Raw genomic sequence first — 16,576 nt, 5'->3', positions numbered from 1 at the left:
ATATCTTTTACATATTAGTTACAGCATAAAAATATATTGGACACGATCAAAAATCTCTTTTACTGTGGTGATTAAGAGGTCATCAACTGAAAGCGCAAAGTTGAAGACTGACAAACCCAGATTCTTTAATTTCCCTACCTATGAATAGCATTTCGATGCCCAAGCATAATTGGGACACAAGTTTGTATGAGGATAAACACGCCTTCGTGTGGCAATATGGGGAGGATTTATTGCAATTACTCAATCCCAAACCAGGGGAGTTAATTTTAGATCTCGGTTGTGGAACGGGACAACTCACAGATAAAATTGCCCAAACTGGCGCGGAAGTGATGGGAATTGATAGCGCCACGACGATGATTGAGAAGGCGAGACAAAACTATCCCCATATTCGGTTTGATGTTGCTGATGCTAAGAACTTTCAAGTAGCACAGCCATTAGATGCGGTATTTTCCAACGCTGTATTACATTGGGTGAAAGAAGCAGAAAATGCGATCGCATCTATTCATCAAGCACTCAAACCTAGCGGGCGGTTTGTGGCAGAATTTGGTGGTAAGGGGAATATCCAAGCGATCGCAACAGCTTTGGAAAGTGCGATCGCATCTATTGGTATTTCCCAACCACAAACACTCAATCCTTGGTACTTTCCTAGTATTGGTGAGTATGCCAGTCTACTGGAAAAGCAGGGTTTTGATGTTATCTATGCTACCTTGTTTTCTCGTCCAACTCCTCTAACAGATAAAGAAGTAGGTCTAGCCAACTGGATTGAGATGTTTGCTAGCGCTTTTCTAGTAGGAATGTCTGATGAGCAAAAAATACAAGTTATTCGCAAAGTAGAAGAGGCTCTGAAGCCAACTCTGCATCAAGATGGAACTTGGATAGCAGACTACCGACGAATTCGCATCTTAGCTATCAAAATTTAGATAAGTTTTGCACGCTAAAATCTGGCACGATCAGAACATATTTACTGGAAATTATGTCTCATTACTTACAGCCGTTTTCCATAGATTGAAACATAGATATATGTCAATGCACGCTTAAGCTTTAGCTAATAAAAGTAAGGCACTCAGATCCCCGACTTCTTAAACTCGACAAAGAAGTTGGGGATCTCTGAACCCAGCAACATCATAAATGGCTGTAAAGAGTAGATAAATTTACAATTCAAACTAATGATATGTTTAGCAAAAAAATGTCTTGTCGCAAAATACCACTACCACTCTTATTCACTATCGGACTAGCAACTATTTCTCTTTTACCAATCCGAATTTCACTAGCGCAGGTTAATTTTGTACCAGAGCCTTCTGATGCACCTTTGGAACTTAGCTTGTTAACTCAACCAAAAAGCTCTGTAATTACAGCTACGACAATTAATCAAAGAAGCTTGACTATTCCTAGATTATGGAGGGCACAAGACAGTGCCGAAAATAAGCTATTAGATAACTGGATAGCATATCCAGCTTCTAAGGAAGAGCCTGCGCGGGTAGATTTAGTAGTCAATCAGCAAATTTGGAGCTTATTAGACTATCTAGAACGTTACGACTTTATCAATCGTTTAGGTACTGTGGCACGTCGAGATAATTATAACGTTCGAGTATTTAATTATCAGCAAGAACTATTAGGAACTTATACTTGTAACTTTAAGATGAGTCCAGCTTTATGTAATATCCAGATGCCTTCTCAGAATAAGTTAGGTTGGCGTCGTTCTTTATAGCAATTATAAATTTAATCAAGCAATATATGTAAGGTGGGCAATGCCAGCCCTTTCAACGCGAACAAATGAACTAGTAAGAGATAATTAATAAAAGCCTTACCCTGACTAATTTCTAAAGCATAAAGCCGTTTGCAGCAGACATGAAAGTGCATTGAATTATCCTCCAGGCGATTTAAGTCAAAACCAGAAATATTAGCTTTTGTTTTGAGTATTCTGATGGGTATCTAAAAGTCGCGCAGTAGAAACGTGACGATGTTTGCTGTCAACTATTAAAGGTTCTCGCTTTTTCTTTACCCCTCGAATCGCCTTGAGGAAACATTTAAGTTCGACTCTGGCTGCTAAATCTTGCAAAACCAACACCATTTGCTCAAGAGAAAAGGTCTCAAATGCTTGCCAATGGACGGCTGGAATTGCAATCATCATTCCCCGGTAAGTGCCAGTAATTTCATCAACTAAATAGAAATCTGACAAGCTAGCATCAATTTTACCGACTCCATGTACAGATCCTAAGGCAGCTTTGAGAGTAGCAAGAATGTTGTATGTTGTTAATGCCATCGAAAATGAAAATAAAGCTGCTTTGGGATAGGCTAAGGTTTGAATTTCGCCGTGAAAATTCTCAGTTACAGTTTGAAAAAGAGTCTCCAGGCTCCAGCGATTACGATACAATTCAGCAATTTTTGCAGCATCCGCATCATGAGAGGGTAAATTGGTCAAAATGGCGATTTCCCATTCCTTGTCTCGGGTTGGTTTGAACAATTTCAGCAAAATCCGGCGAGATTTCAGCAAATTACCGTCGTAATTAATTTCGATTTCCTGCTCAAATAGATTGCCTGTATCTGTGTGACCTACAGCTTTTAATTGCGAGAGTTGTTGATAACCTAACGACCCATGTTGACGAACCACAAAAAAAGCTTGTTGGTTTGCAATCCTAAACAGAAACTTGGCTGTACAAAAATTTCGGTCTCCATTCCAAACTTCATTTGCTTTGACACTCAAAAGTACATCATCAAATAAACTACGCTCTTGGGCATGAGCATCAACACAGGGAAAAATATCTATTACTAGCTTTGACAGTGGATCTGACACAACTATCGCTTTCCCTGGTAGAGCCTTAGCTGCAAATAACCGAATTGCATCTAGTCGATGGTCTGTGGCACCTAGACAAGTCCCATCAACAATTCTGTGTTGATATCCCGGTAGTGGATTTGGCTGTTCTCCTGCCATTTTTTGAATGAGCAACTGCAATTGGCTTGCTGTTTGTCTAACTAACGCCTGACTCACGCCCAGTTCCACGCCAGAGAGCTTTTTATATAGTGCAGTACTACTCACTATTAAGTTCGCAGCTCTTGCTTTGTAGGCTGCATGAACCGATTTCTGAATTCCACACACTACCAAACTCATTAAATCAACTTGGCTGGAAAACAATAAGTCTTGCTGGTATTGGACTTTTGCATGGGTTTCAAATAATTTATCCATGATTTCTGGGGCGAATACTCGCTCCATTAATCCTCGTGCCATCACACTTATTGGACTTTCTTGCACAAATTGTTCAAAGATGGCGGATAGCATTTTGATGCCCAAAACAGTTGAATATGTTGAGGATACATCGAAGTCGTACCTCACATTCCTTACTGGGGTTGGGTTTCAGATATTCATGAAGTAGTTCATTTGTTCGCGTTGAAAGGGCTGGCAATGCCCACCCTACTGAGGATTTATGCTTTTTTTATTTTGTCAAACAAAGACTCATACTGCTTTGTTGTTGATGAAGATAAAGGAAGTAAAAATTCACTTTTATCAAAAACTTCACGATTACTTAGTAACAAGTTCCTGAATGATTCTTGAATATCGGAGGCGACAATATTTGTAGAAATAGGCGAATTAGTTTTGCTCAGTAGGGAAATTTGTTTAGCGATCGCTGGTTGCCAACAAAAATCAATCCATTGATTTGCTAAAGTATCTTTGTCTGTACCTTGAGGACGTACCCACAGATCTGCCCATACTGCTGTTCCAGACTGAGGAATAACGGCACTGAGGTGAGGATAACGCGCCAACACTGGTAATAGATCGTCAGACCAGCCAACCGCCAGCCAAGTATCTTCAATAATTAAGGGTTCTAGGTAGGTAGTGGAACTATAGAACTTTACTTGTTGATTTAAGGTGCTGAGTTCTTTTTCCAATTCTGGCACTTGGTCAAGATTTTCTGTATTGTAGGATTTTCCTAATTTCTTTAAAACCAGACCAATGACTTCTCGTGGTTGATTGAGTAGAGAAATCCGCGATCGCAGTTCATCTCGCCACAGATCGCTCCAATCTTTGGGCGTCCATCCTAATCCTTGGAATTTTTCACGGTTATAAACGATCGCTGTACTACCCCAACGGTAAGGTGCAGCCCAAACTTTTCCTTGAGGATCGGGATTACCTTGGTCGTTGCGCGTTACCAGTTGCTTCCATTTGTTATCTAAAGCTGACCACTGTTTAAGCTGTGCTTCATTCAATGGTTGAATCAGTTTTTGCTCTATTGCAGCTTTGAGCCAATAATCTCCTAACGTTACTAGGTCAGCTATTGGTGTTTTTTGGTCTTGGGGAAGTGGGATAAAGCGACGCCATCCTTGCTCATCGCTGGTTTTTGGTGGTTGTTGCCAATTTTGCAATTGTTTAAATAAATCTTGTATCTGCTCAGTAGGAGCAAACTTTAACTGCACCTGTGGCTTTAAGGCTTTCTGAAATTTATTAACTACTTGACCAGGTATAGAACCTTTTAATAGCTGTACTTTCAGTTGCGCCTGGTTACTTCCCCCACAGCCAATCAACAGTTGTGAAAGTGCTAATGTACCTGTGGCTAATAAGAATGAACGTCGATCCATTGAATTTGAATATAAATTTTAGATTATAACTATCTTAAGCATGGGAATACCAAGTTTTCTGGCATCAAGGCAAGATATATAGCAATCCGATTGGATTTTGAGAAATCACTCGTAGAGGTGGGGAACAGAGAATTGGCAATGGGGAGCAAAAAGAAGGGAATTTGAAGTGGAGGAAATTTGTTCCCAAATCTGATGAGATTTCGATATATACCAAAGCTAGTTGCTACTTTTTCAAATTATAGTTTTATCTCACTTCTGGTAGATGGTAATTATCAGCTGCCCTTGCTTTAATTGCCATAGGGGTAGTGGCCTAGATGCTGAAATCTATTGTATTTTTTATTTTGTAATTTTGAATTATTAATTTGTTAGGATTTAACTGCTGCTATTGGATTTACGATTATTTCTGAGTGAGATTTTTTTTAATTGTTTCGATCGCTTAATTCTTAATCATTTCTTCGGTTTCTCCCTTAATGTCAGAGTTACGTAATAAATCGAGTCAGGCAGCAATAGTCCAACGTGATTTTAATCACAAACTCATCTTTAACAAATTGAATAAGTTGGCTTGAAATAGGCTGATTTAGCCAATATTACCGATCAAATCGAACAGTTTACCCACTTTAATTGAGAGTATCGCTGAACAAGAGCAGCTAACTTCATTTTTCTTAACAAGACTATTTGGGTTTACTGAGAAAAATATTTAGATATATTTATAAGTAATGAATTTAATCTCACATTCATACAGAGTGTGGGAAAAATTAAATAATTCATAAGTATATTTAAGACTGACAGTAAATTGAATAACATAGAGAAAATATGCGGATTAGGGTATTAAATGGAGCCATTACAAAAGCAGATCATGACTCTGAGCTATAAACTGGACGCCCTCTGCCAAGTCATTGAAGAGCTTGACAGTAAGGTTTCTCAAACTTTATCAGAGTGTTCTTTAGCCAGAACTCAGGCAAGAGATAGTTATTCAGAAACTAGCGAAGCCGTGCATTATCACCAGTTCAAAACAAATTTAAATTACAATTCCGAACTGGAACACAAGGATGTATTGGCAGATGGCATTTATACAGATACAAATCGCCAGGGTGGAGAAAAAAGCCTGTCGCCGGAAATTCAAATACAACGACTAACAGCACAATTAACAGCAGCATATAATCGCATTGCAGCCTTAGAAGAACAATTACTGCGGGAGAGAATTCACTAATTTGACATTAGTCCAAGAAATTTATCTGAACTTTCTGAATCTTGGCATCCGCTATTGGTTATTGAATCTGCTCAATCGCTCAAGTTGTTTTTCAATGGCTTCCAAAAGTTGGTTTTGTTGCCAATCTAAACTCAGATGGGCAGCGATCGCAGCTCCTCCAGCACCCATGCCTTCTTTCACAAATCCCTGCTCGTAAGCTTGGAGTTGGGGATAACGAGAATCAGTAAAACTTAGTTCAGTTGCTAGTAAGGGTGGGGTTTTCCCGCCCTTAATTATGTCTTCTTTACCTAAGCTGAGGGCTAATTCTACCGTAGCCCCAGTTGGATCTTCGGCTACCCAGCGAGTTGTACCTACCACTACTTCTTCGGGTTGCCAAGCTAAAGTGTAAGTTTGAGCGATCGCATTCATCAGTGCATATACTGCTAACATTTGCGTCCCACCAGCCAGCAACACACCACAACTACGACTAGCTGCGATCGCCATTCCCGCTACTACCACCTGCATTGGATCGCCCACTGCGGCGACAAGTTGGAGAGGATCTACAGAAGCAGGGGTGCGAGAAAAAGTCTTTTCTAAACCTGCTTGTACCAATTCCCATTTTTGTTCGTGGTTACAAACAGGATGACTGCTGTTAACTTTCCCCTCAGCTGGTATTCCCAAGCCAGTTAAAATTGCCAAAGCAGTAGTAGTACCGCCAACTACACACTCGCTGAAAATTACATACCCTTGTTGGCTATTAGCAGCTAACTGAGAACCCCAAAGTAGCCCTTGTTCTAGCAAGTGGTGTACTGTTGCTAGTTCCATCGCGTTACCTTGGCTTAAACATTTAGCGGGAAATCCCCCTAAATTAATAGCGGGTACTGCTGGGGGTTGGGGTAAACCAGCATTAAATAAATAAACAGGAATTTTCAGCGCCTCCACTACCGCACGAGAAATTAGTACGGGTGAAGCCCCCGCAGTCAGTGGTGGAAGAGGATACTTGGGCTGATGTTCTGCACCGTAGTATAAAAATTCAGCATCCGCACAAGCTGTATACTTCCGATCCTCCGGAGTCAGCCCAGCCGCAGAAATCCCCGGAATTAACCCAGTTTCAGTAAATCCTAAAATACAGGCAAACACAGGTAAGCGATCGCGGTACTTAGCAATCCAAGCTTCACCCTGTGCTATTTGAGTATAAATATTAATCATGGGTCAAGGGTCAATAGTTATTTGACTTTGGACTCTGGACTTTTGACTCTTGACTTATTCATAATCCATCAAAACCTGTACCCAACGAGGCGGACGCGGAATGGGATTTCCCAGACGATCCAACAGCAGCCATGCTGCCAGGTGGACGATAAATAAATAGATAAAATTATTGAACATAATCAAAGCGATCGCTCCGATTTGAATCCAAAACACGCTAGGATTTACCAATAATTCCAGCTTTAGGAACAACCACTCCATTAGTTCTGTTACCTGGTTGATTGCATAAATCCAAAGATCTTCACCAGATAACACAGACAGTAACCATACCCGGAAAAACGCTCCCAAAGTACCTAGTAACATACCCAAGGTAATAGAAACTATCCAGGGGACACGACGATTCCATGTCGATCCTAATAGCACGCCCATAAAAGCATAAGGCATGACGAACAGCAGACTGCGAACTGGCCCCATCAACACTGCTAGCAGCAATCCAGATGTGACTGCTGCCATCCAAGCTGCTCTTTTGCCCCAACGGAGATAAACTAGAGCGATCGGTACGGGAAAAAATATTCGCAATACTGGCCCCAAGGGAAAGTAAAAATTAATAAACCAAATCAAGCTAGCAGTACTAGCTAAAAATGCCGTTTCTACCATTCTCAGGGGTGCATCAACCTTCAGTTGCGGAGGTCGCAGCGTGCTTTGATTCCCAAATTTGTCTAGCCGTTGATTGTGGTTAGTTTGAGATTCAGAGGATGGGCCTTGCTCTGGCTCATCTGGCAGAGAATCTAAAATGCTCATATTTGACAAGTTTTTAAACGATCATTCTTTCCAAGGCTGACAAATCAGGAATATGAATCATATCCTGATCTCGTCTAATCAACCCTTTTTTTTCTAGCCTTGTCAACACTCGTGTTACTGTTTCCCGTGCCAGTCCACTTAAACTGCTCAATTCCCGGTGCGGTAAATTGGGAATTTCTGTTCCTCCTGTCTGCGCCTTTTTTCCCTGTCCTTCTGCCAAAAATAGCAAAGTATCTGCCACCCGCGACTGACTATCAGATTCTCGTAGGCGCAGTCTGCGATTGACTTGTCGCAAGCGTCGCGCCATCAGTTGTGCCAATCGCATTCCTGCCATTGGTTCTGTCTGAAGTAACTTGACAAAATCTTGAGACGGCATACTGCCAATCACTGTGGGCGTTAGCGTAATTACATCGGTAGAGCGCGGTACTTCATCTAGCGCCGCCATTTCACCAAACAATTCTCCCTTGCCTAGAATATTCAACGTCACCTCTTTCCCTTCTAGGTTGTAGGTGCGAATTTTGACCCATCCTTCGACAATAAAATATACCGAACCACCCCAGTCATTTTCCAGTAGAATTACCTGATTAGCCGGGTGTGTACGGGTGACAAGATGGGTGAGGGCTGGTTCCACAACCAATTCTGGCAATCCCTGAAAAAAGGGAGCCGAGATCATCCAGGGATTTGTAGGTGTCTGTAGGCTATATCGGTCTTCCATTACTACATCTTGATTACATACTTATTAAATAAAGCTGTTGGATACACAACAAACGAGAGTGCTATGTTTAGCCTAAGCTATCAAAGCACAGCCCTTTACAAAAATAAAACTAAACTATGTTACACAAGAATGCGGTATGAGCGTTGTTTATCAATAATCTTTCACTATGGATTGAAACCTAGCGATCGCTATGCATTAAACAGTGTGTTACACTTCAAGGCCTTGTTGAAGGGCTAACTTTAGAACATAAGTAAACAACCTTAATGATACTCAAGGTAGTTAATTTTTGCTAACCTAAAACTTTTAGCTGTTGTCAGCAATATACAACGAATTACAACAAAGCTTCATATTTTGCTTGTTTTTTGATACACAAAGCGTTGGTTTACCAAAAGTAGTTTGTGCTGTTACAATTTTTTCTATTTTTTATGCTATGAAGTCTGAGAAGCTACAACATTGGTTGTCTGGTGAGATAGAAAAGCACCCAGTAGGCTGCCGTGCTGTTGAAACTGCCAAACGCCTAATTTGTAGCTGTCCAGCCGATCCTCTCAAACAGGTAGTAATTGACGATAGCCAAGATTCCCAAAATCAATAAGATATACAGAATGGCGCTCAGAAATCCGGCGGGTAAAAGTCAAGCCTCTTAATTTCCATAATTGTAAATTAATTTAAACAGCAATTGACGTAAATTTCTACATAAGGTATCTAAAGTGACTTCTCACACAGATGAAATTCAAAAATTGATCGCAGACATTGACAACTTACTTGCCAATAACGACAAGCGTCTGTCTAAGTTGTTGTCTACTCAGGCGCAGGAGCCAAGAGAGGTATTAGAGCGTACTCGCGACTTTCTCAATAAGCTGGGAGAAAGTGAGTCATTGTCTCAGGATGGTCAAAATAAATCCGCACACACCAAACCGCTATCACCTTTATTAGCAAAATTTGTCGATCAAAATAATCAGCAGGCTTTAAGCCAAAACAAGCAATACAACGAAGAACAGAGTACAGCGACGCTGCTGCAAAAATTAAATAGTGAAGTCTCAGTTTTGCTCCAGCCGTTGCAAGCAGAATTATCAGGATTATTGCAAGAGCGAGCTAATCTGGTGCAAGAAATTCGGCAATTAGAGCAAAGGCGATCGCAAAATTACTCTCTCAGCCAGCAGCTAGCAAACCAAGAACAGATAATTAACGACTGTTTACAGGCACTTACCAATCGCTTGGTGCCAACTTTATCCTCGCAGTTAGCTCAGAGTTTGGCAAATTTACCGATTTCTCACGCCACCAGTAATAACGCGAATTTAGATTCCACACCCAGCACCAATTCAGATCCGGTAGAGCGCTTAAATAGCTTAGGTAGAGAATTCGATCGACGCCTGCTGTCGTTGGATGGAACTGTGAATGTTGTTTTTGAAGCCCTACAGCGCAACATTCATACTTATCACGAATCTTTATCGCAAGCGATCGCCCGAATGCACTCTCAAGGATTGCAAGGCGAACAGGTAATGGCCAGCTTTTTGAATAACTTGACGCAGTATTTACAGCAATTTCCTGGTAAGACAGACAATATTAATTTCCAAAGCTTACAGTCAGCCGATCCCCAACCAGAGTTAGAAATTCAGCGATCGCTAATCCAACCAAAACAAGATACTGCTAACACAGAAGATTTAGATGCAGTGCTGTTGGAACTGGTTCCAGATGCACCACCATCTTCCCAAACAATTACAAATCCAACTCCAACTACATTACAGTCAGAGAGTTCCCCAGTAGATGAAGTAGACGAACTTTATGCCAGTTTGTTTCAAACTGAAGATCTAACTACAAAGGTTGTTGCTAATGACATATCACCACCAGCAGATGTGACTTTAGCGGCTATAGATATCATCGATAGCACACCTGTAGATGCGGCTGTAGAAACAACTGCGAGTATCAAAGAACAAAATTATCCTCAACTAGAAGCAATTCCAGATTCCCCTGCACAACCAACAGATTCATCAGTGGAATGGGAAGATTTATTTTTTGAGGAGGTTACAGATACAACTAGCTTGCCAGTAGCAGCAGTCACCGCCACAGAAAATCGAGCTAGCGTTGATACAATTGCAGCGTTGACAGACTTAGTAGTTGATTCAAGTACCGAACAGCAGGTAATTCCAGCTTCATCTCCTCCCAAAGAAGTTATCAAAACTACAACGATCGCACCTGCTGCGCAAAAACCGGAAGTAGTGATTCTTGATGAAGAACAAGATAAAGCCTTAGATAACTATATTGCTGCCTCACCACAGGAAAATTTACTTTCCCCAGAAGTAGCTGCTACGATGCCAGATATTTCATTGGATGATGAGCAGTTGCAGTTACTGGATCGAGATTTGGCTAACTTTGATGGCTTACTAAATTCCGCTGATGAAGAATCCTCTGTTGAGGAATTAGTCGAAAAAACTCCACCTGCGGCTTTTACCGATACACCTCAACCAGAAGTGGAGTTAGACTTTAGCCCAATAATTGAAAAAAAAACTTCGCTTTCTACTGCGCAAGGGTTAAAAAATCCCGAAGTTTCATCTCAAGAGATTCTCAAGTCGCGCTGGTATTTAGGAATTGATTTAGGCACAACTGGGATTTCTGCCACATTATTAAATAGCTCTACTTTTGTTGTCTATCCTATCTATTGGTCAGCAGAAAACCAAGCAGGAGCCAGTTCTTTTCAGCAATCATTTCGTTTACCAGCAGAAGTTTATCTGCCTACGGCTTCTGTTCCTCAAAATGCGACTGAAAGCGCAGAAAACTTGCCTAGCAATGCTGCACCAGCCAAAAATACTCTTTACTCAGCACAATTAAAACCCTATTTACAACTAGCTATTCCCTACAAAAATGCTAGGCAAAAATGGGAACCCGTACTGCAATTTAATGAGTTTTCAGCAGGGCCGTTAATTTGGGTTGTGCGATCGCTCTCAAAACTGCTATTAACTTTAAAATCCGATCGCCAAAGTACTACTCAAGGTTTGACTGCTGCGGCTGTTGGTTTAGATGAAGCAAGTTTCCGTACCATTATTAATAACCTGGCTGGTGCAATTTGTACTTGTCCATCTAGTTGCTCGGAACAATATCGCTTTAATGTGCGCGAAGCATTACTGACGAGCAAATTAGTTCAACATCCCCAGCAAGTATTTTTTATTGAAGAAGCGATCGCCAGTCTTTTAAGCGTACTGAATACTGCCAAAGGTGAAACAGTACAATTAAGTACTAATCAAGGTTTGCGTCCGGTACAAATCAACGAGCAACCACTATTAGGAAACACTCTGGCGTTAAATATAGGAGCCACAACCACCGAAATGGCTTTGGTTGATTTGCCAGAAAATTTATCAGAATTCACCCATCATGATTTCATGCTCCACAACTTTGCCTATGGAGGCAAGGGTATTGAGCAAGATATTATCTGCCAACTACTTCTACCACCAAAATCTCGGCGATCGCGAGCCGAAATTCAAGGTGATAGCTCTATCAGCAGTCAGCCTGGACTTTGGCAATCGACTATTCCTGGTTTAGACCAGATGCAGTGGCAAAGTTTGGGTTTGGAAGAATTGGAACTTCCACGAGTCGGAGAACCCGATATTAGCGCTCGCGTTCGCCTCCAGCAGCGTTTAGAAAGTTCGCTTTTAGGGCAAGCAGTACTTGATGCCGCACTAGCTTTGAAGTTGATTTTACAACACCAAGAATCTTTCACTTTAGATTTAGCCGACCAGCGATGGGTGTTGGAACGACGAGATTTGGAGAGCCAAGTATTAGTTCCATTTGTCCGCCGCCTCAACCGCGAACTTAACAAGTTGTTGGTAGCTCGTGGTATACCCACAGAAGCAATTAATCAAGCTATTTTGACTGGTGGAGGAGCTTCCATTTCCACAATCAACCGTTGGCTGAAGCAGAAACTCCCCAACGCCAAAATAATTCAAGATTCTTATTTGGGTGAAAATGGCGCTCCTAGTTGTAGCCGAGTTGCTTATGGTTTGGCGATGTTACCCCTACATCCCCTGGTTTTAGACATACCGAGACAACAATACACCGATTATTTCTTGTTTACAGAATTACTGCGGCTGTTACCAGACCGACCTTTATCTTTTAGTGAAGTTATCCACTTATTTGAGGGACGGGGCGTTAATACCCGCACTTGTCAGCAACGCCTCTTGGCTTTCTTAGAAGGTGAATTACCTGCGGGTTTAATACCCAATAGTCCTGATGACTCTTGGCTCACCCAAAGTTCTCAAGATAACCCAGATTATCATGCGATCGCCTCAGCCCCACTTTTTGAAAAACAAGGTAATCTCAGCTATCGCCCTAATTCCCAGCAACTTCTGTCTCTGCGTCGCTATCTCGAAGCAATCAAGGCTAGTACTCGCCAATCTTTAGAAGAACCATACACGCTGAATTTTTCTCTAGAGGTTGCGCATTCAGCATAATTACTAATTCGTAATTGGTAATTAAACCGAGGGTTAGAGTTCCCAACCTTAAATGGGTTGTAACGTTATGGGTGGGGTTTAAATCCCCATTCATAACGTAATTACTAATTAATACCAATTCAAATAATGTTTGCAACACATAAATTCTTTGTATGGGGACAGCACCCATAATCTTTTGGTATATCAAAATTATCTTACTGACGCCATGCCCCTACTTATCTGTCGCATTCTTTTTTCACATTGGTATAACTCTTAAAAACTGTTCGTAGTCAGAGCTAAAGTCTTGGCTACGAAGTCTTTACATATCACGTATTGACAAATTTTCCGAAAATATACTGAAACTTTATAATCTCAACCTAAATTCAAAGATTGTATAAAGTTAACGTAGAAACGTAAAAAAATTGTCTATATTAGCACTCAGTACACATCTCAGTAGAAACTGAAAATACAGTAGAAACGGTAAAATTCAGCGAAAACCGAAGGCCAATTATGTCCATGTCTACTTTTACTACTGATGAAAAAGGCTGTACTGTGGATAATCTAACTTTATTGAGTCACATTGATTCTGTTAATTTATCGCCACAGCCTTTACACCCTTCTATCAGCAGCACAACAAAACGATTAATCGATATTTTCGGTGCCATTATCGGACTAGCGATTACAGCCCTAGTAGCAATTCCTGTATCCCTTGCTACTTTTATTGATAATCCGGGTCCGATATTTTATTGCCAAGTGCGTTGTGGCCTTGACGGTAAACCCTTCCGTATGTGGAAGTTTCGCTCGATGATTGTCAACGCTGACAAACTTAAGCATCTGGTACAAAACCAAGCTCAAGGTCACATTTTTAAATCTGTAGACGACCCGCGTATTACCCGCGTGGGTAAATTTCTGCGGCGCACCAGTCTAGACGAATTACCCCAGTTTTGGAACGTTCTTTTGGGAGACATGAGCCTAGTTGGCACTCGTCCACCTACCCCTGATGAGGTAATCAACTACGAACCACACCACTGGGAAAGATTGCGAGTCAAGCCAGGTATGACTGGCGAATGGCAAGCAAACGGTCGTTCCAGCATTAACGATTTTGAAACTATCGTCAGCATGGATATCGATTATCAACGTAAGTGGTCTGTAGGTTACGACCTGAGTCTAATTCTCAAGACTATTCATGTAGTGCTTTTAAAAAGCGGTGCTTATTAATGTTGTTGCCACTCTTACCAATTAGGGTGCGCCTATCTCAAGATGAGACAAAGTTCAACATTATGAATTCAAACTCCAACTGTTGTGGGAATTTAGAGAATTTATAATATTGAATTTTGAATTGTTTAACCTTTAACCCCACTACCAGTTTCCGTAGGTACGATATAGCGTTGCAAGAAGAGAAAAAGTACCAATACAGGGGCAATAGATATTACCGAACCAGCAGCTACCAAACGCCAATCAAGAGAAAAAGTACCTGCAAGCTTTGCGACTCCTAGGGGAAGAGTATAGAGATTTTCGTCTTGAATAATAATTAACGGCCAAAGAAAGTCACTCCAAGAACCGATAAAGACGAAAATAGCCAGAGTCACAAGTGCCGGACGAATGGCTGGCAACATAATATACCACCACAAACCTAACTCGGAGCTGCCATCCATACGGGCAGCTTCTTCTATTTCTTTAGGAACGCTCATGAAGGCTTGGCGTAACAAAAAGATGCCAAAGGCAGAAGCTAAACTCGGAAAAATCATACCCAAATAAGTGTTTCTTAAACCTATTTGGACTGTCAAAATATATAGAGGAATCATCACGATTTGAAAGGGAATCATAATCGTGGAAACAATCCCGATAAAAATCCAATCTCGCCCAGGAAATGATAATCTTGCTAAAGGGTAAGCGGCTAAAGCACAAAAAAGCAGATTTAAAATAACAGTAAGTACCGCTACTAAAGTACTGTTATACAAGTACTGGGCAAAAGGTAGAGACTGCCAAACACTAGAGAAATTATCTAACGTTGGTTGACTGGGTAATAACTGCGGTGGTGACTGTAAAATATTTTCTGTGGGTGATTTGAGAGAGGTACTGATTAACCACAGTAAGGGGAACAGTGTGAGGATTGCGATCGCTCCCAATAGCCCATATATTCCTAATATTTTCAGTTCTGATTTGTGATTTTGCCAATTAATCATCTGCTTGGTTTCTATTGTTGATTATGATGGGGCAAGAAGATAGCCTCAAAATTTCTGTAAAAACCGAATTTTATAGTTTGCTCAATTTAGTTTCCGTAGCAACAAAATGTAAGGGTTTATCCCAATGTTCTACAGGTATTTGGGGTATATAAGCAAAATCAAACACAATTCCGATAGTGGGCTTTGTTGCCCATTCTGGAGAACTCAGCAAGCGATCGTAATAGCCGCCGCCATAGCCTAAGCGATATCCTTGGCGATCGCAAGCCAGACCAGGAACTAAAATTAAATCAACTTCTTCTGGCTTGATAACTGGCGCGTGGGGATGGGGTTCGCTGATACCATAACTACCGATAGCTAAACTATCTTCAGAATTCCAGAAGTGCCAATGCATAGATTTGCCTACACAACGCGGAAATCCCCAACGGTATTTATTATCTGTAAATAGCGGACTCAGGTCAGGTTCTTGGCGAAAACTGAAATAAGCAAGTATGGTTTTTGCTTGAGTAAATAAAGTAGAGGTTTGCAGTTGCGTACAGATGCGATCGCTTTTTTCTCTCCACTCATTTGTGTGCATTGATTGCCGTTTTTTCAGCAGCGTCCGCCTGAGTTTTGTTTTATCTAATTGTGAATGATGTAGTGTCATCCTATTCCAACATTTCCGAGTCAATTCCTAAAGCCTTGAGTTGTTCAGGCGAGAGATTACGCAACTTTTCGACAATTCGCTCCCGCTTTTCTCGTTCAATTATGGCGCGTTCCTCACCTGTTAATAATAAATTTCCTTGTGCATCCCACCAGCGCAACCAAGGTAACTCGGCATTTTGATACAATCCCTGCCAGATTCCTAACTCTACCCCTAATGGTGCAATGGGGTAGTGGCCGCGATCGTTGGGTGTCATTAGTTGATAGGCATTATCTCCCAGGTGATAAACTTCAACCTGCGCCTTTGCAACTTCGTAAATTCCATAATAGGGGACGCGAATTGCTTGTTCGTAGACCCAAAACTTGCCAACATTTCCTGCTTCCCCTTGAGATGGCGGCGTTCTATCCCTTTCCTCTGCGCCATCTCCAGAGACAAATTCCAACACAATCAACGGCGCAACATACTCTTTCCACAGCACGTAAGAACGCCGCATTTTGCCATCGAGAGTTGGCGGTACATTTGGTACATAAAACCAATCAGGCGCTTCCGCACCTTTTTCTGGCGGATCTGTTAATCGCCAGTAGATACCAGAATCTTGTCCAATACAATATTGACCGTCAGGATGCAGTTGTTCTAAGACAGGTTTAATTGAATCTGTAATTAGTATACTTTGGGGATGCTCCTGAAGATTTTTCGCGCCAGTTCGCACAACGGGGGGAACCCTCGCAAGCGACTGGCTCACGAAAGTACCATCTGAATCTGGTAGCTGAGTGTGGTCAGGTAAAGTTAATGCCGATAGGGAAGTCATAGGCTTTAACCAAGGGTTTATCTAAATTTTATTTTAGA

The 16,576-nt window shown here is 41.3% G+C and carries 14 protein-coding genes; 6 read left to right on the top strand and 8 right to left on the bottom strand.

What is annotated here, in order from left to right; all coding sequences use genetic code 11:
* The first annotated feature begins 140 nt into the window (after positions 1-140).
* Positions 141-920: a class I SAM-dependent methyltransferase gene (locus AACU33_RS28555; RefSeq protein ID WP_096593228.1), complete on the top strand. Its 780-nt coding sequence runs from the start codon at positions 141-143 to the stop codon at positions 918-920.
* Between the two features lie 266 nt (positions 921-1,186).
* Positions 1,187-1,708: a hypothetical protein gene (locus AACU33_RS28550; RefSeq protein WP_096593226.1), complete on the top strand. Its 522-nt coding sequence runs from the start codon at positions 1,187-1,189 to the stop codon at positions 1,706-1,708.
* A gap of 192 nt (positions 1,709-1,900) precedes the next feature.
* Here AACU33_RS28550 and AACU33_RS28545 read toward each other — a convergent pair whose 3' ends face one another.
* Both AACU33_RS28545 and AACU33_RS28540 read right to left on the bottom strand, forming a co-directional pair.
* The gene (locus AACU33_RS28545) at positions 1,901-3,277 is read right to left on the bottom strand and encodes a transposase (RefSeq protein WP_096587106.1); all 1,377 of its coding nucleotides are present in this window, start codon (positions 3,275-3,277) and stop codon (positions 1,901-1,903) included.
* A gap of 143 nt (positions 3,278-3,420) precedes the next feature.
* On the bottom strand, positions 3,421-4,572 hold the full coding sequence (locus AACU33_RS28540; RefSeq protein ID WP_096593222.1) for an extracellular solute-binding protein: 1,152 nt from the start codon (positions 4,570-4,572) through the stop codon (positions 3,421-3,423).
* Positions 4,573-5,404: 832 nt separating this feature from the next.
* On the opposite strand from AACU33_RS28540, the gene AACU33_RS28535 reads away from it, so the two are divergent.
* Positions 5,405-5,782: a hypothetical protein gene (locus AACU33_RS28535; RefSeq protein WP_096593220.1), complete on the top strand. Its 378-nt coding sequence runs from the start codon at positions 5,405-5,407 to the stop codon at positions 5,780-5,782.
* 51 nt (positions 5,783-5,833) lie between these two features.
* Here AACU33_RS28535 and cobT read toward each other — a convergent pair whose 3' ends face one another.
* The 3 genes from cobT to AACU33_RS28520 are packed head-to-tail and all read right to left on the bottom strand — an operon-like array spanning position 5,834 to position 8,483.
* Positions 5,834-6,970: a nicotinate mononucleotide-dependent phosphoribosyltransferase CobT gene (gene cobT, locus AACU33_RS28530; protein ID WP_096593217.1), complete on the bottom strand. Its 1,137-nt coding sequence runs from the start codon at positions 6,968-6,970 to the stop codon at positions 5,834-5,836.
* A 54-nt stretch (positions 6,971-7,024) separates the two neighbouring features.
* A complete protein-coding gene (locus tag AACU33_RS28525; protein WP_096593214.1) occupies positions 7,025-7,768 on the bottom strand; it encodes a DUF2232 domain-containing protein in 744 nt (247 codons plus the stop codon).
* A 13-nt stretch (positions 7,769-7,781) separates the two neighbouring features.
* Positions 7,782-8,483, bottom strand: coding sequence for a Crp/Fnr family transcriptional regulator (locus AACU33_RS28520; protein ID WP_096593212.1), 702 nt, complete (start codon positions 8,481-8,483; stop codon positions 7,782-7,784).
* Positions 8,484-8,913: 430 nt separating this feature from the next.
* Here AACU33_RS28520 and AACU33_RS28515 point away from each other — a divergent pair, with 430 nt between their 5' ends.
* The 3 genes from AACU33_RS28515 to AACU33_RS28505 all read left to right on the top strand — a co-directional run bounded on the left by AACU33_RS28515 (position 8,914) and on the right by AACU33_RS28505 (position 14,122).
* Positions 8,914-9,075 carry a hypothetical protein gene (locus AACU33_RS28515; protein WP_339376345.1) on the top strand — a complete coding sequence of 54 codons (162 nt, stop codon included), beginning with the start codon at positions 8,914-8,916 and terminating at the stop codon, positions 9,073-9,075.
* Positions 9,076-9,190: 115 nt separating this feature from the next.
* Positions 9,191-12,925 carry a hypothetical protein gene (locus AACU33_RS28510; protein ID WP_096593207.1) on the top strand — a complete coding sequence of 1,245 codons (3,735 nt, stop codon included), beginning with the start codon at positions 9,191-9,193 and terminating at the stop codon, positions 12,923-12,925.
* A 489-nt stretch (positions 12,926-13,414) separates the two neighbouring features.
* Entirely contained in the window at positions 13,415-14,122 is a 708-nt protein-coding gene (locus AACU33_RS28505) for a sugar transferase (protein WP_445291770.1), read from the top strand.
* 125 nt (positions 14,123-14,247) lie between these two features.
* On the opposite strand, the gene AACU33_RS28500 is transcribed toward AACU33_RS28505, so the two are convergent.
* The 3 genes from AACU33_RS28500 to AACU33_RS28490 form a co-directional block, all read right to left on the bottom strand.
* Entirely contained in the window at positions 14,248-15,090 is an 843-nt protein-coding gene (locus AACU33_RS28500) for a carbohydrate ABC transporter permease (RefSeq protein ID WP_096593202.1), read from the bottom strand.
* Between the two features lie 70 nt (positions 15,091-15,160).
* Positions 15,161-15,733: a 5-formyltetrahydrofolate cyclo-ligase gene (locus AACU33_RS28495; RefSeq protein WP_096593199.1), complete on the bottom strand. Its 573-nt coding sequence runs from the start codon at positions 15,731-15,733 to the stop codon at positions 15,161-15,163.
* Between the two features lies 1 nt (position 15,734).
* Entirely contained in the window at positions 15,735-16,538 is an 804-nt protein-coding gene (locus AACU33_RS28490) for a Uma2 family endonuclease (protein ID WP_096593197.1), read from the bottom strand.
* Positions 16,539-16,576: the final 38 nt, after the last annotated feature.

The organism is Calothrix sp. NIES-2098 (assembly GCF_963875125.1).
In the GTDB taxonomy this organism is placed as follows: domain Bacteria; phylum Cyanobacteriota; class Cyanobacteriia; order Cyanobacteriales; family Nostocaceae; genus Aulosira.
Note: the sequence above shows the minus strand (reverse complement) of the source record. Positions and strands in the feature narration are given on the sequence as shown.